This window comes from Streptomyces sp. NPDC049541 (genome assembly GCF_044465725.1).
Classification (GTDB): Bacteria; Actinomycetota; Actinomycetes; order Streptomycetales; family Streptomycetaceae; genus Streptomyces.
Map to the genome: position 1 here is coordinate 653,365 of NZ_JBITLY010000005.1, position 19,867 is coordinate 673,231.

Annotated in this window: 22 protein-coding genes; 14 read left to right on the forward strand and 8 right to left on the reverse strand. The window is 70.2% G+C overall.

Annotated features, from left to right (window positions below):
- Positions 1-9 precede the first annotated feature (9 nt).
- From ACIBW9_RS22355 to ppk2, 3 genes are read left to right on the forward strand one after another with little or no spacing between them, the layout of a single operon-like run.
- Positions 10-1,164 (forward strand): anion permease, encoded by a 1,155-nt coding sequence (locus ACIBW9_RS22355; RefSeq protein ID WP_398957543.1) that lies wholly within the window; start codon positions 10-12, stop codon positions 1,162-1,164.
- A gap of 19 nt (positions 1,165-1,183) precedes the next feature.
- Entirely contained in the window at positions 1,184-1,417 is a 234-nt protein-coding gene (locus ACIBW9_RS22360) for a hypothetical protein (protein ID WP_344405333.1), read from the forward strand.
- Between the two features lie 20 nt (positions 1,418-1,437).
- A complete protein-coding gene (gene ppk2, locus ACIBW9_RS22365; RefSeq protein WP_398957546.1) occupies positions 1,438-2,346 on the forward strand; it encodes a polyphosphate kinase 2 in 909 nt (302 codons plus the stop codon).
- A 139-nt stretch (positions 2,347-2,485) separates the two neighbouring features.
- Here the strand turns inward: ppk2 and sodN are convergent, their stop codons facing one another.
- Positions 2,486-2,881: a superoxide dismutase, Ni gene (gene sodN / locus ACIBW9_RS22370; RefSeq protein ID WP_031140564.1), complete on the reverse strand. Its 396-nt coding sequence runs from the start codon at positions 2,879-2,881 to the stop codon at positions 2,486-2,488.
- 145 nt (positions 2,882-3,026) lie between these two features.
- On the opposite strand from sodN, the gene sodX reads away from it, so the two are divergent.
- Entirely contained in the window at positions 3,027-3,461 is a 435-nt protein-coding gene (gene sodX / locus ACIBW9_RS22375; RefSeq protein ID WP_398957663.1) for a nickel-type superoxide dismutase maturation protease, read from the forward strand.
- Here the strand turns inward: sodX and ACIBW9_RS22380 are convergent.
- The gene (locus ACIBW9_RS22380; RefSeq protein ID WP_398957549.1) at positions 3,365-3,994 is read right to left on the reverse strand and encodes a CGNR zinc finger domain-containing protein; all 630 of its coding nucleotides are present in this window, start codon (positions 3,992-3,994) and stop codon (positions 3,365-3,367) included. The genes sodX and ACIBW9_RS22380 overlap by 97 nt on opposite strands.
- A gap of 98 nt (positions 3,995-4,092) precedes the next feature.
- Between ACIBW9_RS22380 and ACIBW9_RS22385 the strand changes: the two genes are divergently transcribed.
- Positions 4,093-4,872: a class I SAM-dependent methyltransferase gene (locus tag ACIBW9_RS22385; RefSeq protein WP_398957551.1), complete on the forward strand. Its 780-nt coding sequence runs from the start codon at positions 4,093-4,095 to the stop codon at positions 4,870-4,872.
- A gap of 67 nt (positions 4,873-4,939) precedes the next feature.
- Here the strand turns inward: ACIBW9_RS22385 and ACIBW9_RS22390 are convergent, their stop codons facing one another.
- The 3 genes from ACIBW9_RS22390 to ACIBW9_RS22400 are packed head-to-tail and all read right to left on the reverse strand — an operon-like array spanning position 4,940 to position 7,623.
- Entirely contained in the window at positions 4,940-5,701 is a 762-nt protein-coding gene (locus ACIBW9_RS22390) for an amino acid ABC transporter ATP-binding protein (RefSeq protein ID WP_398957553.1), read from the reverse strand.
- A gap of 3 nt (positions 5,702-5,704) precedes the next feature.
- On the reverse strand, positions 5,705-6,631 hold the full coding sequence (locus tag ACIBW9_RS22395; RefSeq protein WP_398957556.1) for an amino acid ABC transporter permease: 927 nt from the start codon (positions 6,629-6,631) through the stop codon (positions 5,705-5,707).
- Positions 6,632-6,660: 29 nt separating this feature from the next.
- Complete coding sequence (locus ACIBW9_RS22400) at positions 6,661-7,623, reverse strand: ABC transporter substrate-binding protein (RefSeq protein ID WP_398957558.1); 963 nt, start codon at positions 7,621-7,623, stop codon at positions 6,661-6,663.
- Positions 7,624-8,205: 582 nt separating this feature from the next.
- Between ACIBW9_RS22400 and ACIBW9_RS22405 the strand changes: the two genes are divergently transcribed.
- The 5 genes from ACIBW9_RS22405 to ACIBW9_RS22425 all read left to right on the forward strand — a co-directional run bounded on the left by ACIBW9_RS22405 (position 8,206) and on the right by ACIBW9_RS22425 (position 12,317).
- The gene (locus ACIBW9_RS22405) at positions 8,206-9,429 is read left to right on the forward strand and encodes an NADP-dependent malic enzyme (RefSeq protein ID WP_398957560.1); all 1,224 of its coding nucleotides are present in this window, start codon (positions 8,206-8,208) and stop codon (positions 9,427-9,429) included.
- A gap of 312 nt (positions 9,430-9,741) precedes the next feature.
- Positions 9,742-10,707, forward strand: a complete 966-nt coding sequence (locus tag ACIBW9_RS22410; protein ID WP_115905962.1) for a zinc-binding dehydrogenase — start codon at positions 9,742-9,744, stop codon at positions 10,705-10,707.
- Positions 10,708-10,810: 103 nt separating this feature from the next.
- A complete protein-coding gene (locus ACIBW9_RS22415) occupies positions 10,811-11,020 on the forward strand; it encodes a helix-turn-helix domain-containing protein (protein WP_016437953.1) in 210 nt (69 codons plus the stop codon).
- Positions 11,020-11,589 (forward strand): Clp protease N-terminal domain-containing protein, encoded by a 570-nt coding sequence (locus ACIBW9_RS22420; protein WP_398957563.1) that lies wholly within the window; start codon positions 11,020-11,022, stop codon positions 11,587-11,589. The genes ACIBW9_RS22415 and ACIBW9_RS22420 overlap by 1 nt, the downstream gene beginning before the upstream one ends.
- Positions 11,590-11,699: 110 nt before the next feature.
- On the forward strand, positions 11,700-12,317 hold the full coding sequence (locus tag ACIBW9_RS22425; RefSeq protein ID WP_398957565.1) for a hypothetical protein: 618 nt from the start codon (positions 11,700-11,702) through the stop codon (positions 12,315-12,317).
- A gap of 45 nt (positions 12,318-12,362) precedes the next feature.
- On the opposite strand, the gene ACIBW9_RS22430 is transcribed toward ACIBW9_RS22425, so the two are convergent.
- Positions 12,363-13,421, reverse strand: a complete 1,059-nt coding sequence (locus ACIBW9_RS22430; protein WP_398957567.1) for a PadR family transcriptional regulator — start codon at positions 13,419-13,421, stop codon at positions 12,363-12,365.
- A 1-nt stretch (position 13,422) separates the two neighbouring features.
- On the reverse strand, positions 13,423-14,451 hold the full coding sequence (locus tag ACIBW9_RS22435; RefSeq protein ID WP_398957569.1) for a DUF4097 family beta strand repeat-containing protein: 1,029 nt from the start codon (positions 14,449-14,451) through the stop codon (positions 13,423-13,425).
- 147 nt (positions 14,452-14,598) lie between these two features.
- On the opposite strand from ACIBW9_RS22435, the gene ACIBW9_RS22440 reads away from it, so the two are divergent.
- Complete coding sequence (locus tag ACIBW9_RS22440) at positions 14,599-15,405, forward strand: hypothetical protein (protein WP_398957571.1); 807 nt, start codon at positions 14,599-14,601, stop codon at positions 15,403-15,405.
- A gap of 591 nt (positions 15,406-15,996) precedes the next feature.
- On the opposite strand, the gene ACIBW9_RS22445 is transcribed toward ACIBW9_RS22440, so the two are convergent.
- Positions 15,997-16,176 carry a DUF6104 family protein gene (locus ACIBW9_RS22445; RefSeq protein WP_003992906.1) on the reverse strand — a complete coding sequence of 60 codons (180 nt, stop codon included), beginning with the start codon at positions 16,174-16,176 and terminating at the stop codon, positions 15,997-15,999.
- Positions 16,177-16,361: 185 nt separating this feature from the next.
- On the opposite strand from ACIBW9_RS22445, the gene ACIBW9_RS22450 reads away from it, so the two are divergent.
- The 3 genes from ACIBW9_RS22450 (at position 16,362) to ACIBW9_RS22460 (ending at position 19,865) form a co-directional block, all read left to right on the forward strand.
- Positions 16,362-16,745 carry a CU044_2847 family protein gene (locus tag ACIBW9_RS22450; RefSeq protein WP_398957573.1) on the forward strand — a complete coding sequence of 128 codons (384 nt, stop codon included), beginning with the start codon at positions 16,362-16,364 and terminating at the stop codon, positions 16,743-16,745.
- A complete protein-coding gene (locus tag ACIBW9_RS22455) occupies positions 16,742-18,706 on the forward strand; it encodes a trypsin-like peptidase domain-containing protein (protein ID WP_398957575.1) in 1,965 nt (654 codons plus the stop codon). Before ACIBW9_RS22450 ends, ACIBW9_RS22455 begins: the two co-directional genes overlap by 4 nt.
- Before the next feature lie 148 nt (positions 18,707-18,854).
- The gene (locus ACIBW9_RS22460; RefSeq protein WP_398957577.1) at positions 18,855-19,865 is read left to right on the forward strand and encodes an AAA family ATPase; all 1,011 of its coding nucleotides are present in this window, start codon (positions 18,855-18,857) and stop codon (positions 19,863-19,865) included.
- Positions 19,866-19,867: the final 2 nt, after the last annotated feature.

Here is a 19,867-nt window from a genome sequence, read left to right on the forward strand (position 1 = left end):
CCTGAGGGAATGGACCACATCACGTTCCTCGTGGCGGTCGTCATCGTCACGGCCCTGGCGTTCGACTTCACCAACGGATTCCACGACACCGCCAACGCGATGGCCACCTCCATCGCCACCGGCGCCCTCAAGCCGAGAACAGCGGTGCTCGTCAGCGGAGTCCTCAACATCGTCGGAGCCTTCCTGTCGACGGAGGTCGCAAAGACGATCTCCGGGGGAATCGTCGACGACACCCTCGTCAGCCCGGGAATGATCTTCGCCGGGCTGGTCGGGGCGATCCTGTGGAACCTGCTGACCTGGCTGGTCGGACTGCCCTCCAGCTCCTCGCACGCCCTGTTCGGCGGGCTGATCGGCGCGGTGTGGGTGGGCGCGGGCTCCCACGGCGTGCACTTCGACAAGGTGGTCGACAAGGTGCTGATCCCCGCCGTGGCCTCGCCGGTCGTGGCGGGAGTCGCGGCCCTGATCGCCACCTACCTCGCCTACAAGCTCACCGCCCGCGGCCGCAAGGACTCCGTCACCAAGGGCTTCCGCCTCGGCCAGATCGCCTCGGCCTCGCTGGTCTCGCTCGCCCACGGCACCAACGACGCACAGAAGACCATGGGCATCATCACGCTGACCCTGATCTCCGCCGGTGCCCTCGGCCACGACGCGGGCCCGCCGGTCTGGGTGATCGCCTCCGCCGGTCTCGCCATCGGCCTCGGCACCTACCTGGGCGGCTGGCGGATCATCCGCACCATGGGCAAGGGCCTGACCGAGATCCAGTCCCCGCAGGGCTTCGCCGCCGAGACGGCCTCCACGACCGTCATCCTCACCTCCGCCCACCTCGGCTTCGCCCTGTCCACCACCCAGGTCGCCTCGGGCTCCATCCTCGGTGCGGGCCTGGGCCGGCGCCTCGCGGAGGTCCGCTGGGGCGTCGCCGGCCGCATGGTCGCCGCCTGGCTGATCACGCTGCCCGCGGCCGCGCTGGTCGGCGGTGTCTCGGCGAGCGTGGTCAAGCACGGCGGCAACCTCGGCACCGTCGTCGTCGCTCTGGTCGGGGCCGCCGTGGCCACCGGCATCGTCCTCGTCTCGCGCCGCAACCCGGTGCACGCGAGCAACGTCAACGACGCCCACGAAGTCACCCTCCGCGCCGAACCGCCGGCCCGCGTCGGCACGGCCGCCTGAAACACGGGAGTTCCCTCTCATGAACCTCGACTGGAACGCACTCGGCCAGGTCACCGCGGTGAGCGTCGGCGTCACCGTCGCCGTGGTCGTCGTCTTCGCCCTCGGCGTACTCGGCCTCGCCCGCTTCGAAGGGGCACGCGAGGACGGCGGCGGGACCTCCTCCCTCGGCCTCGCCCAGGCGGGCCTGTGCTTCCTCGCCTGCGCGGCCGTGGTGGCGTACGGGATCTATCTGATCGTGCCGCAGTTCCACTGAGATTCCGGAAGGACATCGGGATGACGACGACGCCACCCCTGCCGGCCGATCTGAAGGTCGACTACACCGACCCCGACGACCCGGTGCTCATCCGCCCGGACGGTAGCCCGATCGACACCTGGCGAGAGAACTACCCGTACGGGCACCGCATGGAGCGCAAGGAGTACGACTGGCACAAACGGCTCCAGCAGATCGAGCTGCTGAAGCTGCAGAGCTGGATCAAGGAGACCGGGCGCCGGCTCGTCATCGTCTTCGAGGGACGGGACGCGGCCGGCAAGGGCGGCACCATCAAACGGTTCACCGAGCACCTCAACCCGCGCGGTGCCCGGGTGGTGGCGCTGGAGAAGCCGACCGAGCGCGAGCGCGGTCAGTGGTACTTCCAGCGCTACGTCGAACACCTGCCGACCGCGGGCGAGATCGTGCTGTTCGACCGCTCCTGGTACAACCGGGCGGGCGTCGAGCGGGTCATGGGCTTCTGCTCGGACGACGAGTACCGGCGCTTCATGCGGCAGGCGCCCGCGTTCGAGCGGATGCTCGTGGACGACGGCGTCGATCTGATCAAGTTCTGGTTCTCGGTCTCCCAGGGCGAACAGCGCACCCGCTTCACCATCCGTCAGGTCGACCCCGTACGGCAGTGGAAGCTCAGCCCCATGGACCTGGCCTCCCTGGACCGCTGGGACGACTACACCGCAGCGAAGGTCGCCATGTTCCGCGAGACGGACACGGAGCACGCGCCCTGGACGGTGGTCAAGAGCAACGACAAGAAACGGGCCCGCGTCGAGGCCATGCGCAGCGTGCTCGCCCGCTTCGACTACACCGGCAAGGACGAGGAGGTCGTCGGCAGCCCCGATCCGCGCATCGTGGGGGCGGCGGCGGGCCTGCTGGAGGTGGGGGAGGACGACGACGGGGGTCTGGTGGGCGGCCGGTAGCCGGCCTCCTGCTCTGCCGTCGCTGGACCGCCTCACGGCAGAAGCCGAAGAGGCCCGGCCGGTTCCCGGCCGGGCCCCTCGGAAACCCCGTGGACCTGCGATGGTGCACCGATCGCGGGTCACGCGAACGGGGCCTTCGTCAGGCCTTCTTGGTCTCCCAGAAGATCTTGTCGATCTGGGCGATGTAGTCCAGAGCCTTCTGCCCCGTGGCCGGGTCGGTCGAGCCCTTGGCGGCCGAGAGGGCCTTCAGGGTGTCGTTGACCAGCTGGTGCAGCTCCGGGTACTTCTCGAAGTGCGGGGGCTTGAAGTAGTCGCTCCAGAGCACGGAGACGTGGTGCTTCGCAAGCTCGGCGCGCTGCTCCTTGATGACGGTGGCGCGAGCCTGGAAGTGCGGGTCGTCGTTGGCGGCCATCTTTTCCTGGACGGCCTTCACGGACTCCGCCTCGATGCGGGCCTGGGCCGGGTCGTACACACCGCAGGGCAGGTCGCAGTGCGCGCTGACCTTGACCTTGGGGGCAAACAGGCGGGAAAGCATGGAGCATTCCTTCCTCGTGATCGTCTTCTCAGGTGGGACATTACTCCCTGGGGGAGGGGATTTCGCGGGTGCCCCCATGGGCTTAGGACAAAAGTCCGGGGTCAGACTGAGACTGGTGGAGGAACGTACCGGGGAGGTGCCGGGCATGCCGGAGCTGTCGCAGGAGATCGAGCGCGGGCGGGCGCTGCTGCCGTTCGGGACGGCAGAGGTGACCGGTCCGTCCATGGTGCCCACGCTCCACCACGGGGACCGGCTCGTGGTGCAGTACGGCGCCCGGATCAGGCCAGGAGACGTGGTCGTGCTGCGGCACCCGTTCCAGCAGGACCTGCTGGTCGTGAAGCGGGCCGCCGAGCGGCGCGACGGCGGCTGGTGGGTGCTCGGCGACAACGCCTACGCGGGCGGCGACAGCACGGACTACGGGACCGTCCCGGAGGACCTGGTCCTCGGCAAGGTGCGCTTTCGCTACCGGCCGCTGAGGGCGGATCAGCGCTCGCCGTTCGCGCTGGCGCGCTGGGCGCTGTCGGCCGCGAGGCCCGTGCTGTCGGACCGGTCGGCCTCCAGGCGTTTGCGGGCGCGGTAGGCGGCCACGTTGGCCCGGGTCGCGCAGCGGTCGGAGCAGTAGCGCCGGGAGCGGTTCGTGGAGGTGTCCAGATAGGCGTTGCGGCACGGCGCCGCCTCGCACAGGCCGAGCCGGTCGACGCCGTGCTCGGTCAGGTGGAAGGCCAGGCCCATCGCCGCGATGGCCGCGTAGCCGGCGGTCGCGTTCGAGGGGTGGTCGGCCAGATGCATGTGCCACAGCGGGCGGCCGTCCTCGTCCCGGAAGTCGTGGCCCGAGATCTGCGGGCTGACCGGGAACTCCAGCAGGAGTGAGTTCAGCAGGTCCACCGCGAGCGTCTCGTCGGCCTTGTCGGCGGCCTCGAAGACCGCGCGCAGCCGGGCCCTGACCGAGCGGAAGCGGGTGACGTCGGCGTCGGTGGCGCGGCGGGCCGCCGAGGCGTTGCCGCCGAACAGGTCGCGCACGGCCTCGACGGAGGTCAGGTTGTCCTTGCCCCGGGCCGGTTCCTCGCTGTTGACGAGTCGTACGGCATAGTCCGAGTAATAGGCCAGTTCCACTTGTGGTCCTTACGGAGGGGCTCTATGGTCGTGGATGCGAAGAGGTAACGACTGCCTGTACTTCCAGGGTATTACGCGGGTGAGGGGAGAGGGATTCCATGACGGGAACCACGGCAACCGGAACCGGAACGACGGGGACCGACTGGCAGGCCTGGCAGAAGAGCTGGGACCGCCAGCAGGAGTGGTACATGCCGGACCGCGAGGAGCGGTTCCGCATCATGCTCGACATGGTCGAGGCCTGCGTCGGGACCGAACCGCGCGTCCTCGATCTCGCCTGTGGCACCGGCAGCATCACGGCCCGGCTGCTCGCCCGCTTCCCGGGCGCCACCAGCACCGGCATCGACCTCGACCCCGCGCTCCTCGCCATCGCCCGCGGCACCTTCGAGGGCGCCGACCGGGTCACCTTCGTCGAGGCCGACCTCAAGGACCCCGACTGGCCGGCGCGGCTGCCGTACGAGACGTACGACGCGGTGCTCACCGCCACCGCCCTCCACTGGCTGCACAGCGCCCCCCTCGCGGCCCTGTACGGCCGGATCGCCGGGCTGGTCCGCCACGGCGGCGTCTTCATGAACGCCGACCACATGATCGACGAGACCACGCCCCGGATCAACGCGGCCGAGCGCGGCCTGCGCCACGCCCGCATGGATCAGGCCACGCGGGACGGCGCCCTCGACTGGGTCCAGTGGTGGCAGCTCGCTGCCAAGGACCCCGCCCTCGCCGGCCCGACCGCCCGCCGCTTCGAGATCTACGGCGACCACGCGGACGGCGACATGCCCTCGCCGCAGTGGCACGCGCGCGTGCTCAAGGAGAAGGGGTTCGGGGAGGCCCGGGCGGTGTGGTGTTCGCCGGCCGACACGCTGCTGCTGGCGCTGAAGTGACGTCGGCGGGCCGGAACTGAAAAGGGGCGGTACCGGATTCCCGTACCGCCCCTTTCCCGTCGTACCGCTAGAGCACCTTCGACAGGAACGACTTCGTGCGCTCGTGCTGCGGGTTCGTCAGCACCTCGCGCGGGTGGCCGGACTCGACCACCACGCCGTCGTCCATGAAGACGAGCGAGTCACCGACCTCGCGGGCGAAGCCCATCTCGTGGGTGACGACGATCATGGTCATGCCGTCCTCCGCGAGGTCCCGCATCACGTCCAGGACCTCGCCGACCAGCTCCGGGTCGAGGGCCGAGGTCGGCTCGTCGAAGAGCATCAGCTTGGGCTCCATCGCCAGTGCCCGGGCGATGGCGACGCGCTGCTGCTGACCGCCGGAGAGCTGGGAGGGGTAGTGGCCGGTCTTGTCGCCGAGGCCCACACGGTCCAGCAGCCGCTGCGCGCGCTCCCGGGCGACCGCCTTCGACTCGCGCTTGACCTGGACCGGCGCCTCCATGACGTTCTCCAGCGCCGTCATGTGCGGGAAGAGGTTGAAGCGCTGGAACACCATGCCGATGTCCCGCCGCTGCGCGGCGACCTCCTTCTCCTTCAGCTCGTAGAGCTTGTCGCCGCTCTGCCGGTAGCCGACCAGCTGACCGTCGACGTACAGTCGGCCGGCGCTGATCTTCTCCAGGTGGTTGATGCACCGCAGGAACGTGGACTTGCCGGAACCGGACGGGCCGATCAGGCAGAACACCTCGCGCGGGTTCACCTCCAGGTCGATGCCCTTGAGGATGTGCGCGAGACCGAAGGACTTGTGTACGCCCTCTGCTTTCACCATTGGGGTCATGGGTCATCGCCGCCAGTTGGAGAGGGAGAACAAGTTCATCTTGGTCACGTGCGCTCTGACCTTCTGCAACGGCGTCGCCGGCAGGGTGCGGGTCGAACCGCGGGCGTAACGGCGTTCGACGTAGTACTGCACGATGCTGAAGATCGTGGTCAGGAAGAGGTACCAGATGCAGGCCACGAAGTACATCTCCACGACCGCCAGCGAGGTGCTGGAGATGTCCGTGGCCTTCTTGATCAGCTCGGGCAGCTGGACCGCGTACGCCAGCGAGGAGGTCTTCAGCATGTTGATGAACTCGTTGCCGGTCGGCGGGACGATGACCCGCATGGCCTGCGGGAGGATCACCCGCCGCAGCGTCTGGCCGTGGGTCATGCCCAGGGCGTGCGAGGCCTCCGTCTGGCCCTCGTCGACCGACTGGATGCCGGCCCGGACGATCTCCGACATGTACGCGGCCTCGTTCAGGCCGAGCCCCAGCAGGGCCGTCAGGACCGGTGTCATCACCTGGTTCATCTCGTCCTTGTAGAACCCCAGGTTCAGGACGGGGAAGACGAGCGAGATGTTGTACCAGAGCAGCAGCTGCACCAGGACCGGGGTACCGCGGAAGAACCAGATGTAGAACCAGGCCACGGTGCTGGTGACCGGGTTCGAGGACAGCCGCATCACGGCGAGGACGATGCCGAGGGCGACACCCAGCACCATGGCCAGCACGGATATGTACAGCGTCGTCCAGGCACCGCTCACGATGCCCTTGTCGAACAGGTAGTCCGGGATGATGCTGTAGTTGATCTTCGCGTTGGAGAAGGCGATGCCGATCAGCACCAGGACCGCGATGACCAGGGCGCCGGCCACCCAGCGCCCGTAGTGGCGCACCGGGATGGCCTTGATCTGCTCCGGCGGCACGGCCGCCGGAGCCTTGTCGAGAGTGTCAGTCACGGTGACTGCCTTTCAGTGCTGCGCGTGGCTCAGGAGCCGCCGTTGATCTTCGCTTCGGTCACCGCGCCGTCCGTGACGTTCCACTTCTGCAGGATCTTGGTGTAGTCGCCGTTCTTGATGATCGCGCTCATCGCGGCCTCGAGGGCGTCGCGCAGCTGCGTGTTGGTCTTGCTGACGGCGATGCCGTACGGACCCGCCTCGATCTGGTCGCCGGTGACCTCGAAGTCCTTGCCGCCGCCGGAGGTCTTCGCGTTGTAGGCCGCCACCGGGAAGTCGTTCAGGTCGGCGACGGAGGCGCCCTGCTTCAGACGGAGCAGCGCCTCGGGGTCGGTGTCGAAGGTCTGCAGGTCGATGGCCTTCTTGCCGTCCTTGGTGCACTTCTTGCTCTGCGTCTTGGCGATGCCCTCGGAGGTGGTGCCCTTCTGCAGGGCCACGACCTTGCCACACAGGTCGTCGAGCGACTTGATGCCCTTCGGGTTGCCCTTCTGCACCAGGATCGAGGTACCGGCGGTGAAGTAGTCGACGAAGTCGACACCGTTGCCGACCTTCTGGCCGTTGTCGGAGTTGATGCCGTTCTGGCGGTCCTTGGTGTCACTCATCGCCGACATGATCACCTGGAAGCGGTTGGCCTGCAGGCCCACGATCAGGTTGTCGAACTTGCCGTTCTGGAACTCGAACTTCACGCCGAGCTGCTTGCCGAGGGCGTCCGCGATGTCCGGGTCGATGCCGACGGTGTTGCCGTTCTGGACGAACTCGACCGGCGGGTAGGCGATGTCCGAGCCCACCTTGATGACGCCTGCCTTGCGGATGTCGGCAGGCAGCTTGGAGGCGAGGGGGGCCGAGGACGAGGACGTCCCCGAGCTGTTGCTGCTGCCCTTGTCCGTGTGGTCACCGCAGCCGGTGAGGATCAGCGCGCCTGCGACCGCGGTCGCACCGACCGCTGCCAGACGGGTGCGTGCGGCGGTCGTACGACGGGTGGAGCTTGCGGTCATCTTGGGTTCCTCCGGCGGATGGGTGGAGTTGCCGATGGGTCGACGAGAACACACACCTTCGGGTGTCGCGACCTCGTGGGTTTACGGCATCTTGCCATTCGGACTAAGCCGATCAGGGGACCCGTCATGTCAAAATCGGATAACGGGCGACCCCCGAACCGCACCAGGCCGGTACAACATGGCCGGACCATCTGCGGAAACCCGGCCCTCCGGCCGGAAGATCTTCGACGCATCTCGGGATGCGGACCTGCACTCCGAGGCGTTGATCACTGTTCGGACGCCGGTCCAGGACCCGTCAGGAATTCGTCGAGGGCGTGTCCCTATATTTCGGGACGAATCTTGTGGCCGAGATGTGACCTTCGGGTTCCGCGATGTGACCTTGCCCTTATTGGACTCGTCGTCGGCCCGGTGCGTCCGGTAAGAAGGTTCTTTACACCCCTCATCCGGGGCTCAGGGCGCGTGTGCGGCGCGCCCGTCGCGCAGGACCCGTACGCAACACCGACCGGGACTGACGCGGTGCCCGCCCACCCCTCACCAGGAGTGGCCACCCTCAACCAATGAAGACTTAAGGGGTAAAACAAAGTGGCAGCGGAGATCGTCAATCCTCGCAGCGACAGCAGTACGGATCAGGACGGCGGGGCCGAGCCCCTCGATTCCTTCGATCCGGCGTTCGCGCTGCACCGCGGCGGCAAGATGGCCGTGCAGGCCACCGTGCCGGTCCGTGACAAGGACGACCTGTCCCTGGCGTACACGCCCGGCGTTGCGAAGGTGTGCAGCGCCATCGCCGAGCAGCCGGAACTCGTCCACGACTACACGTGGAAGTCGTCCGTGGTGGCCGTGGTCACCGACGGCACGGCCGTGCTCGGACTCGGGGACATCGGCCCCGAGGCCTCCCTTCCGGTGATGGAAGGCAAGGCGATTCTGTTCAAGCAGTTCGGCGGCGTCGACGCCGTGCCGATCGCGCTCGACTGCACCGGTGTCGACGAGATCGTCGAGACCGTGGTGCGGCTCGCGCCGTCCTTCGGTGGCGTCAACCTGGAGGACATCTCGGCGCCGCGGTGCTTCGAGATCGAGCGGAAGCTGCAGGAGCGGCTGGACATCCCGGTCTTCCACGACGACCAGCACGGTACGGCGGTCGTGACGCTGGCGGCCCTCAGGAACGCCGCGCGGCTGAGCGGGCGGGCCGTCGGGGACCTGCGGGCCGTGATCTCGGGTGCCGGCGCGGCCGGTGTCGCCATCGCCAAGATGCTGGTCGAGGCAGGTATCGGGGATGTCGCGGTGGCCGACCGCAAGGGCATCGTGTCGGCCGACCGGGACGACCTGACGGACGTCAAGCGGGAGCTCGCCTCCTTCACCAACAAGGCCGGCATCACCGGGTCGCTGGAGGCGGCCCTGGAGGGTGCGGACGTCTTCATCGGCGTCTCCGGCGGTACGGTCGCGGAGGAGGCCATCGCCTCGATGGCCGAGGGCGCGTTCGTGTTCGCCATGGCCAACCCGAACCCCGAGGTGCACCCCGACGTCGCGCACAAGTACGCGGCCGTCGTGGCGACCGGGCGGTCGGACTTCCCGAACCAGATCAACAACGTGCTGGCGTTCCCGGGCATCTTCGCGGGTGCGCTGCAGGTTCGTGCCTCTCGGATCACCGAGGGGATGAAGATCGCGGCTGCCGAGGCGCTGGCGGGGGTCGTCGGGGACGACCTCGCCGCGGACTATGTGATTCCGTCGCCGTTCGATGAGCGGGTTGCTCCGGCCGTCACGGCGGCTGTTGCGGCGGCAGCCCGTGCGGAGGGTGTGGCCCGGCGCTGACGTGCCGTCGGCATTGATGGCCCCGCCCGGTTGGGCGGGGCCATTTCTTCGCCCACCCGTGCACCCGTTCGGGTGGGCGAAGCGGTGGACGTCTGCCGTGGGTGGGGTTCGCCCTCGGCGGGTGGGGGCGGTGGGGGCTTGTGGCCCTGGGGGCTGTGCCCCCGGACTCCCTTCGGCCCGAAAGGCCTCGTCCTCAAACGCCGGACTGGCTGGGCGTGCTGACCAGCATCAGCATGTCGCCTGTGACAAGAGGGCGTGTGTCACAGGTCCTCGTGGTTCCGTCGGCCCGAGCCGCCGCCTATCGTCAAGGTCATGTTCGCCGTCTACGCCGCCCGAATCGACCGTGACCAGCCACTGAACGGCCTCGAGTTGGGGGACCGGCCCGCTCCTGAGGCCCGGCCCGGCTGGAGTGTCGTCGACGTCAGGGCCGCCTCCCTCAACCACCACGACCTCTGGTCCCTGAGGGGCGTGGGCCTGTCCGAGGACAAACTGCCGATGATCCTCGGCTGCGACGCCGCCGGTGTCGACGAGGACGGCAACGAGGTCGTCCTGCACTCCGTGATCGGACAGAGCGGTCACGGGGTCGGCCCCAGGGAGCCCCGTTCCATCCTCACCGAGCACTACCAGGGCACGTTCGCCGAGCAGGTGGCCGTTCCGACCTGGAACATCCTGCCCAAGCCCAAGGAGCTCTCCTTCGCGGAGGCCGCCTGTCTGCCGACGGCCTGGCTGACGGCGTACCGCATGCTGTTCACCAACGCGGGCGTACGTCCCGGCGATTCGGTCCTCGTGCAGGGCGCCGGCGGCGGGGTCGCGACGGCCGCGATCGTGCTCGGGAAGGCGGCGGGGCTGCGGGTCTTCGCCACCAGCCGGGACGAGGCCAAGCGGAAGCGGGCCGTGGAACTGGGTGCCGTCGAGGCGCTGGAGTCGGGGGCGCGGCTGCCGCAGCGGGTCGACGCCGTCATCGAGACCGTCGGCGCCGCCACCTGGTCGCACTCGGTGAAGTCGCTGAAGCCCGGCGGCACGCTGGTCATCTCGGGCGCGACGAGCGGTGACCGGCCCTCGCACGCCGAGCTGACCCGCATCTTCTTCCTCGAACTCAAGGTCGTCGGCTCCACGATGGGCACCAAGGACGAGCTGGAGGACCTGCTCTCCTTCTGCGCCGCCACCGGGGTACGTCCGGTCATCGACGAGATGCTGCCGATGGACCGGGCGCGGGAGGGCTTCGAACGGATGGCTTCCGGCGAGCAGTTCGGGAAGATCGTGCTCACCAACGACTGACGTCTCGTATCCGCGCGTGGGACGGCCGGCCCGGCTTCGGGCCGGCCGTCGGCATTTGTCAACCAGGGTTGACGAGATGGGCGTGTCAACGTAAGTTGACATCATGACCGAAGCAACGGATCTCGCCGAGCGCGCGGGCGACCGCGATCCACGGGTCGGACTGCGTGCCGTCGCCGCACTGCGCAGGCTGCTGGAGCAGCTGGAGGCGGTGCAGGTGCGCAGTGCGCGCAATCAGGGCTGGTCGTGGCAGGAGATCGCCGCGGAACTCGGAGTCAGCAGGCAGGCCGTGCACAAGAAGTACGGGAGGCATTGATGTTCGAGCGGTTCACCAAGGACGCCCGCGGGGTGGTGCAGGCGGCGGTCGAGCACGCGGAGCGGGCGGGGGCGCCGTCCGTCGAGGCCGAGCACATACTGCTCGCGCTGCTCGACCGCGAGGGCAGCCGTGCCTCGTTCGCGCTCACCTCCCTCGGGGTGGCCGTTGAAGGCAGGGAGTCGATACGGGAGGCGGTGGCCGAGGCCCGTCGGCGGGCCGGGCTGTCCCGGTCCGAGGCCGACGCTCTCGCCGGGCTGGGGATCGACGTGCCGGAGATCGTCGCCCGGGTCGAGGCGGTGCACGGCGTCGGCGCGATGTCCGCCGACCGCAGGGGCAAGGGCTGGTGGTCGGGGCGCCGCGGCTTCGGCCGGGGTGCCAAGCGGATCCTCGAGACATCGCTGCGCACCGCCGGCGCCCACGGCGACCGGCACATCGGCGACGAGCACATCCTCCTGGCGCTGACCGTCCGTCCCGGCGTCCCCGCCGAGATCCTCGCCGACCGCGGGGTCACATACGAGTCGCTCACACGGGTGCTGTTCGGCGGGGGCGGTGAGGCGAAGGCCGGGTGACCGGGCGCATGTGACGGGGTCGGAGGGCGGGTGTGCCGGGCCGGGGGTGTCCGTGGTGGGTCCTAGGGTGGGGTCTGCCGAGGTTGGCCTGGTCCTTCGAAGGAGCTTTCATGACCGTGTCCGAGCCCGTGCCGCTCGAGTTCGTTCCCGCGGACGGGGCCGTGCGTGAGGCGGTGACCAAGGTGGGCGGGCAGCCCGTGTGGCTGGAGGAGCCGCAGTGGCCGCTGTCGCGCGAGACGGGCCGGCCGATGCAGTTCCTGGGTCAGTTCGCCCTGGAGGGCGGCCGGCTCGCCTGTCTGTTCATGACCGGGGACGAGGGCGAGTACGTCGACGGCACCTGGGAGCCGGAGGGCGGGGAGAATGCCCTGGTGATCCAACCCGGCGGCCACGTCCCGGACTTCGTGACCGTCGAGCAACGGGCGGAGGGGCCGAGCGCGGGTGCCGACCATCTGCCGCGGCACGTCGACTCCGGCGAGCACTCCGGTGAGCATTCCAACGAGGACGAGGACGAGGGCGAGGACCGCAGGCCCTGGCAGTTCCTCGGCGGGCCCGGTGTCGAACCGCACTGGCTCCAGGGCGACGAGACGCCCGGCGACGGATGGCAACTGGTGGTCCAGCTCGACTCCGGGAGGCTGCCCTTCGACGTCAACTTCGGCGACGCGGGCGTCGGTTACGCCTTCGTCTCCCCGGACGGCAAGGAGGGCCGCTTCCTCTGGCAGTGCACCTGACGACTGCCTTCGCCTCCGCCTTCGCGGCAAGCGGCCCGCCGGCCGCTACACCCTCGGCGCGCGCAGTATCGCTCCGATGTGGGCCGCCGCCGTCGACAGATGGCGGCGGGCGTCGCGGAGCTGTTCGTCCGTGACGCCGTGGTCCCGGGCCGCGTCACGGATGTCGTCCCGGAAGCGGTCCAGCAGGCGGTCGAGGTCGCGGGACGGGTCTCCGGTGCTGGCCTCGTGCGCCCACGACGGTTCGTACTCCGCAGGGAAGTCCTCCTTGGTGTGCGAGTACTCCGGCCGCGGTGCCGAGGTGCCGGTGCCCGCCCGTCCGAACCCGAGGTCCTTTCCGAACTCCCTGCCGAAGTCCTTCCCGAAGTCCCCGAACTCCTTGGCCAGTTCGGTCAGGCCCTCGCGCACCCCCGTCGGCCAGTCGCCCCGCGCGAAGTGGTCCTGCACCTGCTCCTGCACCCGCTTGGCGATGCGCTGCAGCTCCTCCTGGGCCTGGGCCCGTGCCTGCTCCTGCGCCTCCTTGGCCTGGCGCCGGGCCCGCTGGGCCTCCTCGCGGGCCCTGCGGCTCTCGTCCTTGGCGCGCCGGGCCTGCTCCTTCCACTCCTGCTTGACGCGCCGCATCTCCTCCTTCGCGGCACGCCAGGACTCCTTGTCGCCGTACTCCCCGAAGTCGCCGAGGGAGCCGTCCCCTTCGCCGCGCCCCTTGCCGCCGGTGCCCCGCCGGGCCTCCGTGGCGGCGGCCCGCATCTCGCGCCGCAGATCGCCCGCCGCGCCGCGCACATCGGCCCGGATCTCGGCGGCCAGTTCCGCGACCGACTCGCGGATCTCCAGCTCCAGGTCGGCCAGCTCGCCGCTGCGGTCGGCCAGTTCCGCGCGGCCGGCGTCCGTGATCGCGTACACCTTGCGGCCCCCCTCGGTGGTGTGGGTGACCAGGCCCTCGGCCTCCAGCTTGGCCAGGCGGGGGTAGACGGTGCCCGCCGACGGTGCGTACAGCCCCTGGAAGCGCTCCTCGAGGAGGCGGATCACCTCGTAGCCGTGGCGCGGGGCCTCGTCCAGGAGCTTCAGCAGATAGAGGCGGAGGCGGCCGTGGGCGAAGACGGGAGGCATGTCAGAGCACCTTCTTGTCGGTCGTGCCGTCGGCAGGGGCGTCGGTCGAGTCAGCGGTCGAGCCGTCGTCCTGGCCGGAAACGGAATTGTCCCCCGAGTCGCTGTGTGGTCCGTCCGGCGGGGTGCTCGCCGGGTCGGTCTCCGCGGCCGGTTCCGCCCCCGCCGGAGGTGCGTCCTCGACCAGGGGGCCGATGTCCTCCGGCGCCACGTCCCACGGCTCGTCCTCCGCCGGGGGCCGCCGCAGCAGGGCGATCGAGCCCGAGACGGTCGTCGCCTTCAGGCTTCCGCTGCCTGAGCCGAGCCGCCCGGTGATCCTCTTGGCCCCCCACTGGCCGCTGACCCGCAGGTCCTCGAAGGCGTTGGACACCGTTCCGCTCGCCGTGTTCGCCTCCACCTCCGCATCCGCCGGGTGGGGCAGCCGGATGGCGATCTCGCCGGAGACGTTCGCCAGGACGATGTTCGTCGGGCGGCTCGCCGGATCGAGGTCGACGATCATCGAGCCGCTCACCGAGTCCGCCTTGACCGAGGAGCCCGCCTCGACCACGGTCAGGTCCCCGGAGACCGAGTTGAAACGGAGGTCGCCGCGCAGGGCCTGCGCCTCCAGGTTCCCGGAGACGGTGTCGGCGCGCACCGGGCCCGTCAGTCCCACCAGGGTGGTGTCCCCGGTGACCCCCTTCACCTCCGTACGCCCGTCGATCCCGGAGATGACCGCCGCGGCGCCGACCACGCCCACCTCCACGCGCGTGTCGGCAGGGACGGCGAGGGAGACCACGGCGCTGCGTCGCCATCCCTTGCGGTCGAGCCACTTGAGGAAGCCCTTCCACGGCAGGTCGTCGTAGGCGACCGTGAGCGTGCCGTCCTGCTGGCTCACCAGCAGCGGTGGTCCCTCGATCTCGGAGACCTCCAGTCGGGCGGGCCCTTCGTCCGTGCCCACCACGTTCACCGTGCCGTTGACGATGCGTACGTGGAGTTCGCGGACGGGCTTGTCGAAGGTGAGCTTCCGCGGCTCACCGACGGACCACTCGGACATGGTGCAGACCTCCCCGTCGCGACGCGCCATATCGCGTCTTCTGTAATTCACGATATATCGCGGCCGGTGAAAGTCAAGGCACTCGATCCGGTGATCTGCGCGGCCTCGGAAATGACCAAAGCGGTCGAATCGCCCTAGCGTGTGAGCATGTCGAACGTCGGTGCCCTGCTCCTGTGCCGGGCGCGGCCCGAGTCCGTCGCCCCTGCCGCCCATCTGCTGCGCGACCGCATGCTGCTCGCCCCGGCAGGCGACGTCTGGAGCGTGCTCCTTCCCGAGGGTCGGCCCTGGCTGGACGGCGAACCCGTCGACCGCGTCCTGACCGGCTGGGCCACCGCTCTGGCCGTCGGCGCCCCATGGCCCGTACTCGCCCTGTGGTGGGACGCCGACCGCGCCGGTTTCACCCTCGCCTCGGGTTTCCGCCGCCCCGTCGGCTACGTCTGGCTCGCGAACGGCACCCCGGCCGCCGAGGACGAGGCCATGCGCACGTTCGCCGACCGCCTGGGCCTGGACCCGGTGCTCGACGTGCGGGACCTGGACCCCCTCACGAAACCCGACCCAGGCACCGACGCCCGCGCCCGCCTGCGCACCCTGATCGCGGTCCTCACGCGCGCGGGAGTCGCACTCCCCGAGGGCATCACCCCGGGCGAGCCCGTCGACCGCCTCCGCGAGGCCGCGCACGCCCTGCCGGACGCCCGCCCCGCCGAGTGGCCGGGCCGGCGCGAGGCGGTACGCGCGGAACTCGACGCCGTCGGGAGCCGCCACCGGGGCCCGTCGCCCCCCTGGTCGGGAACGCCCCGGGCACGCGCCCTGGACCTGGCCCAGGTGGCGGCCGGGCTCCCCCTCACGGCCTGGGGCCTACGGCGCCGCAGCGGCGGCTGGACAGCGGCGGGGGCACTGCTGCTGGCGCACGGGGCGGTCGGACTGGCGTACGACCTGGTGTGGCCGTGGGACTGAGGGCGAGGCCCGCCCTGGGACCGCGGATTGCGGCGCCTTGGGGCGGCGGGCCGTGCAGCCCTGGGACGCCGGTCCGTACAGCCCTCGGACCGAGGGCTGCGAAAGCCCTGGGACTCAGGGACGTGGATGGCCCAGGGATTGAGGCACACGTGAGAGCTGGAACAGCGGGCCGCGAAAGCCCAGGGAGTCAGGGGCACGAATGCCCTGGGACTCAGGACCCGAACGCCCGACATCGAGGCGCACGTGAACCCCTGGAACTGCAGGCCGCGGCGCCTTGGGAGTGTGGGCGGTGCAGCCCTGGGGCGTCGCGCTCCGGAAGCATCGAGGTTCAGGGGCAGGGATTCCCTGAGGCTGAGGCGCGCGTGAGCCCCGGGACCGCGGGCCGCGCAACCCTGGGACTGCGGGCCGTGCAGCCATGCCTCTGTGGGATGCGAAAGCCTTGGGACCGCCGGACACGGGCGCCATGGGACTCAGGCGCACGAAGGCCCTGGGGCTCAGGTCGCACGAGTTGGCTGAGATCGAGGGCATGGAAAAGGGGCGCCACGCGGGCGCCCCGGCAGGCAGTCGGCAGGCAGTCGGACTCCCCGGCTCCTACTCGTCGTCCTCGTCGTCCAGTCGCGCCAGCCATGTCGCCAGCCGCTCCACCGGCACCTCGAAGTCCGGGTTGAGATCGACGAACGTACGCAGTTGTTCCGCAAGCCACTCGAAGGTGACCTCCTCCTCGCCGCGCCGCTTCTCCAGCTCTTCGATGCCTCGGTCGGTGAAGTACAACTCTTGCTCCTGATGCGGACGAGCCTGGGGCCTGCCCCTCCAGGATATTCCGTGCCGTGCACGCCCGGATCCGTACGGCAGGCGGGGTCGCGTGCAACCGGGCGGCGCATTAGCCTCGTCGCAGTTCAAGTGGACGTCGGCCCTGGTCCGTTGACCGGGCGGTGCGAGCTCGACGGGGGAGCGGGATGAGTCATATCCAGGACATCGAACTGCCTGACGGCACGGTGGTCACCGCAAGGATCGGTGCCGGGGATGCCTACGGGGAACAGGAGGACGTCGGCTTCACCGAAGCCGCCCTCGCCAAGGTCGAGCAGCTCGAAGAGCTGATCAAGGGGATCGGCGGCACCGTGCTCGATGCCGCGCGCGCGGCCAGGCCCTCCGAGGCCGCCATCACCTTCGGGGTCGAGCTGACCGCCAAGGAGGGCCTGGCGGTGGCCGTACTCGCCCGCGGGGAGGCCAAGGCGTCCCTGGAGGTCACCCTGACCTGGAAGTTCGACGGCCCGCCCGAACCGGCCCCGCCCGCCGCCTCACCCGCGACAGGCGACTCCGTCGACCCGTCCGCGCAGTGAACGGCAGGAACGAGCGCCTGGACGCGCTCGCCAGAGCCGCCACCGTGCAGATCCTGGACGCCGGTGCCGGTGACGGGCCCACGTGGGGCAGCGGGTTCTTCGTCGCGCCGGGCTGGGTCCTCACCGCCGCGCACGTACTGAGCGCGAACCTCAAGGGCGATCGGCAGAGGGAGTTCCGGGTGCGCGGCGTGGGCGTCGACGCCACGGCCCGGCTGGAGCAGTGGCTGCTCACCGATCCGGGCCGGGCCCGCATCCCGCTGGAGGAGGATCTGGCCCTGGTCCGGCTGACCGGCGACCCCGAGGACCATCCCCACGAGTGCATGTGGCTGCCGGACCGGGCCGTGCAGCACTTCGGTGTCGTCCACGTCTACGGCTCCTACCCCGCTCCGCCGTACATCCACGAACGGCCGGTGATCGCCGAGATCAACGGCCATGAGGACACGTACGGACTGATCATCAAGCCGGACATCGAGTTTCCCGGCGGGATGTCGGGCGGGCCGCTGGTCGATCCCGGCAGCGGAGCCGTCGTCGGAGTGGTCAAGTCGCGCCGGGTGCAGAAGGACGGCGGAATGGCGGTGTCGATCTCAGCCCTGCGCCGCTTCGGGGAGGAGACGTACCGCACCGTCATGGCCGCCCATGACCGGTGGCACGGCGAGGAACCGGTTTCCGAGGCCGGGGACAACTGGATCGACCTGCAGGCCGACCCGCGGGCCGCTGACGGCGAGCGGTGGACGCCCGACGACCGGCGTGCGGCGCTGCGCCTGCTCGCCTCCCTGCCCACGCCGCCCGACACGCACACCGTGGAGATCCTCGCGGCCCGCGCCCGCAGCAACAACCGGTGGCCGGGTGAGACCCCGGCCCTGCTCACCTGGCGCGACGGACACGGTCTGCTCTACGAGGGAACGCATCCGCTCGACTCGCTCGCATTCCTGCGGTACCTGAGGTTCGCGGCGGAGTACACGCGCTCCCGAGGCGGTGACTGCGAAGAGCTGAGCAAGTGGATCGAGAAGCGGCTGCGCAGGCACCCGTACCGGCCCATGCACGACTTCGTCCGGGAGGCCAGCCTCCCGCAGGCACTGCTGCCCTCGCCCGCAAAGGCGCCGGAACGCATCGTGATCCCCTATCCCGGCCCCGGGGAGGGCCCCACCGTCGCCGTCCTGCTCGATCCCGTGATCGATGATCCCAGCCGCTTCTTCTGGCAGATCTGGTTCGACGAAGGCACTCCCGGAAGCGAACCCGAGCTGGTCGAGGCGGACGACTCGGCGGACGGGGTCCTGCCCTGTGACCTCGTGCAGGCACTGCGTGCCCCCCTGAACGACCTGCTGCGCCGCAAGGACCGGGCGGGCCGGCCGGTGCCGCTCGAAGTCGCCCTGCCGGCGGGCCTCTTCGACACCGCGGTGCATCGCTGGCGGCTGGAGGACATCGCCGAACTGGACGATCCCGGAGCTCTGGGCGCACGCCGGGGCGTCGTACTGCGCTCCCTCGAGCGCCGTGGAGAACCGGACAAACTCTGGACCGACCGCTGGCAGGCCATGACCGCCGAGCCCCGTTTCCGAGGCTGGCGCATTCCCGTGCGGGGCGTCGTCCAGAACCCCCGCGACTACCACAACGCCGCTCACGGCCTGGTGCCCGTCATGTGCCGCCCTGCCGGGCGCGGCGCCGGGCGGAACGCGATGAGGCTCGCTCTGGAGAACGGCCACGGCGTCGCCCTGTGGCGCGTCGGCGGCCAGGCCGCCCACACCTGCTCGGACGAGTGCGACACGCTGCACGTCCGGGCCGGGGCCCTGCTCGGCACCCTCCGCTCCCTCGCCGAACTCCCCGACCGGCTCAGGTCGCTACGGCAGGAGATCAGCGAGCAGCACGCCGAGAGCCGCTGGGCGGAACCGCTGGCGCTGCTCTACGACGACCCCCGGCGGCCACTGCCCGCCGAGGATTCCGGACCACTGGACGCCCCGCTGTGAACGGCATCCGGTGCACATACGACGGCTGGCCGAAACCGGCGGTGTCACAGCGCTGGGCTGGGTACATTTCCAGGGGCCCGTTGTGGGCGCCCCATGCCCCCGCCGGCCAGGCCGTGGAACACCACCGACCGTCGGCGAGGAGCACACCATGAGCCAGTGGTTCGTCTACGAGGGCACCGGGGAGCAGGATCCGGACAAGATCGGCCGGCTGCCGGTCCCACCGCCGTGGCGGGCGTTCGACGCCCCGCCCGTCCCGTACGAGGTCCCGGACCTCGACTCCTCGACGCGCCGCAGGCTCGGCGAGCGCACCGTTCTGCTGCCCATCCAGGACACCGAGACCCTGGAACTCGTCAACGCGGCCCTGTACCTGAGGCGACCCCTCCTCGTCACCGGTGAGCCGGGCGTCGGCAAGTCCACGCTCGCGCACTCCGTCGCGCACGAACTCGGCCTCGGCCGGGTCCTGGAGTGGCCGATCGTCAGCCGCAGTGAACTGAGGGACGGGCTCTACACGTACGACGCCATCGGCCGGCTGCAGGACGCACAGCTCGAGCGCACCTCCGACACGGGTGCGCCGGTCTCCGAGGACATCGGCCGCTACATCAGGCTCGGTCCCCTCGGCACCGCGCTGCTCGCCGCCGAACGGCCCCGGGTGCTGCTCATCGACGAGCTGGACAAGAGCGACATCGACCTGCCGAACGACCTCCTCAACGTCCTGGAGGAGGGGAAGTTCCCCATCCCCGAGCTGGAGCGGATCTCCGACCGGACACCGGTGGTGAAGGTGCTCACCGACGACGGGCGCCGGGTCGAGGTGACGGGCGGTCAGGTGCGGTGCCGGGCCTTCCCGTTCGTCGTCATGACCAGCAACCGCGAGCGCGACTTCCCCGCCCCGCTGCTGCGCCGGTGCATTCCCCTCGACCTGAGGGCACCCCGCGACCAGCGCCTCGCCGCGCTCGTCCAGGCCCACTTCGGGCAGAGCGCGTACGACGACAACCGCGACATCGTCGAGCAGTTCACCGAGGCGGAGGCGGACGGGGCGATGCGCCCCACCGATCAGCTGCTCAACGCCATCTTCCTCACCCAGCACGCGGCCCGGGACGCGATCGGCCGCGAGGAGATCTCGCAGTTGCTGATGCGGCCCCTGGACCAGGGGCCCAGGTAGCG

What these genes read in the sequence shown, in the direction of transcription:
- ACIBW9_RS22385 (WP_398957551.1), top strand. Translation starts at nt 4,093, where the DNA reads ATGACGGGAACCACGGCAACCGGAACCGGAACGACGGGGACCGACTGG.
- ACIBW9_RS22460 (WP_398957577.1), top strand. Translation starts at nt 18,855, where the DNA reads ATGAGCCAGTGGTTCGTCTACGAGGGCACCGGGGAGCAGGATCCGGAC.
- ACIBW9_RS22400 (WP_398957558.1), bottom strand. Translation starts at nt 7,623, where the DNA reads ATGACCGCAAGCTCCACCCGTCGTACGACCGCCGCACGCACCCGTCTG.
- ppk2 (WP_398957546.1), top strand. Translation starts at nt 1,438, where the DNA reads ATGACGACGACGCCACCCCTGCCGGCCGATCTGAAGGTCGACTACACC.
- ACIBW9_RS22450 (WP_398957573.1), top strand. Translation starts at nt 16,362, where the DNA reads ATGAGTCATATCCAGGACATCGAACTGCCTGACGGCACGGTGGTCACC.
- sodN (WP_031140564.1), bottom strand. Translation starts at nt 2,881, where the DNA reads ATGCTTTCCCGCCTGTTTGCCCCCAAGGTCAAGGTCAGCGCGCACTGC.
- ACIBW9_RS22415 (WP_016437953.1), top strand. Translation starts at nt 10,811, where the DNA reads ATGACCGAAGCAACGGATCTCGCCGAGCGCGCGGGCGACCGCGATCCA.
- sodX (WP_398957663.1), top strand. Translation starts at nt 3,027, where the DNA reads ATGCCGGAGCTGTCGCAGGAGATCGAGCGCGGGCGGGCGCTGCTGCCG.
- ACIBW9_RS22430 (WP_398957567.1), bottom strand. Translation starts at nt 13,421, where the DNA reads ATGCCTCCCGTCTTCGCCCACGGCCGCCTCCGCCTCTATCTGCTGAAG.
- ACIBW9_RS22420 (WP_398957563.1), top strand. Translation starts at nt 11,020, where the DNA reads ATGTTCGAGCGGTTCACCAAGGACGCCCGCGGGGTGGTGCAGGCGGCG.
- ACIBW9_RS22410 (WP_115905962.1), top strand. Translation starts at nt 9,742, where the DNA reads ATGTTCGCCGTCTACGCCGCCCGAATCGACCGTGACCAGCCACTGAAC.
- ACIBW9_RS22440 (WP_398957571.1), top strand. Translation starts at nt 14,599, where the DNA reads ATGTCGAACGTCGGTGCCCTGCTCCTGTGCCGGGCGCGGCCCGAGTCC.
- ACIBW9_RS22390 (WP_398957553.1), bottom strand. Translation starts at nt 5,701, where the DNA reads ATGACCCCAATGGTGAAAGCAGAGGGCGTACACAAGTCCTTCGGTCTC.
- ACIBW9_RS22355 (WP_398957543.1), top strand. Translation starts at nt 10, where the DNA reads ATGGACCACATCACGTTCCTCGTGGCGGTCGTCATCGTCACGGCCCTG.
- ACIBW9_RS22360 (WP_344405333.1), top strand. Translation starts at nt 1,184, where the DNA reads ATGAACCTCGACTGGAACGCACTCGGCCAGGTCACCGCGGTGAGCGTC.
- ACIBW9_RS22435 (WP_398957569.1), bottom strand. Translation starts at nt 14,451, where the DNA reads ATGTCCGAGTGGTCCGTCGGTGAGCCGCGGAAGCTCACCTTCGACAAG.
- ACIBW9_RS22425 (WP_398957565.1), top strand. Translation starts at nt 11,700, where the DNA reads ATGACCGTGTCCGAGCCCGTGCCGCTCGAGTTCGTTCCCGCGGACGGG.